At 63.9% G+C, this 512-nt stretch carries 1 protein-coding gene; it reads left to right on the top strand.

Features of this window, described 5'->3' with window-relative positions; translation table 11 throughout:
* The coding region (locus DAI20_RS20420; protein ID WP_159085182.1) for a DUF4377 domain-containing protein at window positions 1–411 on the top strand (411 nt) is incomplete at its 5' end.
* Window positions 412–512 lie beyond the last annotated feature (101 nt).

The raw sequence follows: 512 nt of genomic DNA, 5'->3' as shown, positions 1-512 counted from the left end.
CAGGGCGAGCTGAAGGCCGAGCAGGATGCCGATGGCAAGCTGACCCTGACCAACGCCAAGGGCGACAGGCTGGTCTTCACCCCGGAACCGACGGCTGAAACCCGCTACGGCGGCGCAGGCGAAACCGTGTTCCTGGAAGTGGCCGCCAAGACCGAGAAGTGCTCGCACCCGCTGATCCCGGACTACCAGTGCCTGCAGGTGCGTGAGGTCAAGTTCGACGACAAGGGCCTGAAGCAGGGTGAGCCGGGCAAGTTCGAGAACTTCTACGGCAACATCGAGGGCTACACCCACGAAGACGGCGTGCGCAACGTGGTGCGCGTGAAGCGCTATGAGGTGAAGAACCCGCCGGCCGATGCGCCGTCGCAGGCGTACGTGCTGGACATGGTGGTCGAGTCGGCCATCGAGAAGTGATGTAGAGCCGACTGTCAGTCGGCTGGCACTTGAAGGGCGGCCGCGAGGTCGCCCTTCTTCGTTGTGCGTTGTAGAGCCGAGCCATGCTCGGCTGCTGTCTA

This window comes from Planctomonas deserti (assembly GCF_003067705.1).
Taxonomy (GTDB): Bacteria; Actinomycetota; Actinomycetes; order Actinomycetales; family Microbacteriaceae; genus Planctomonas; species Planctomonas deserti.
Note: the sequence above shows the minus strand (reverse complement) of the source record. Positions and strands in the feature narration are given on the sequence as shown.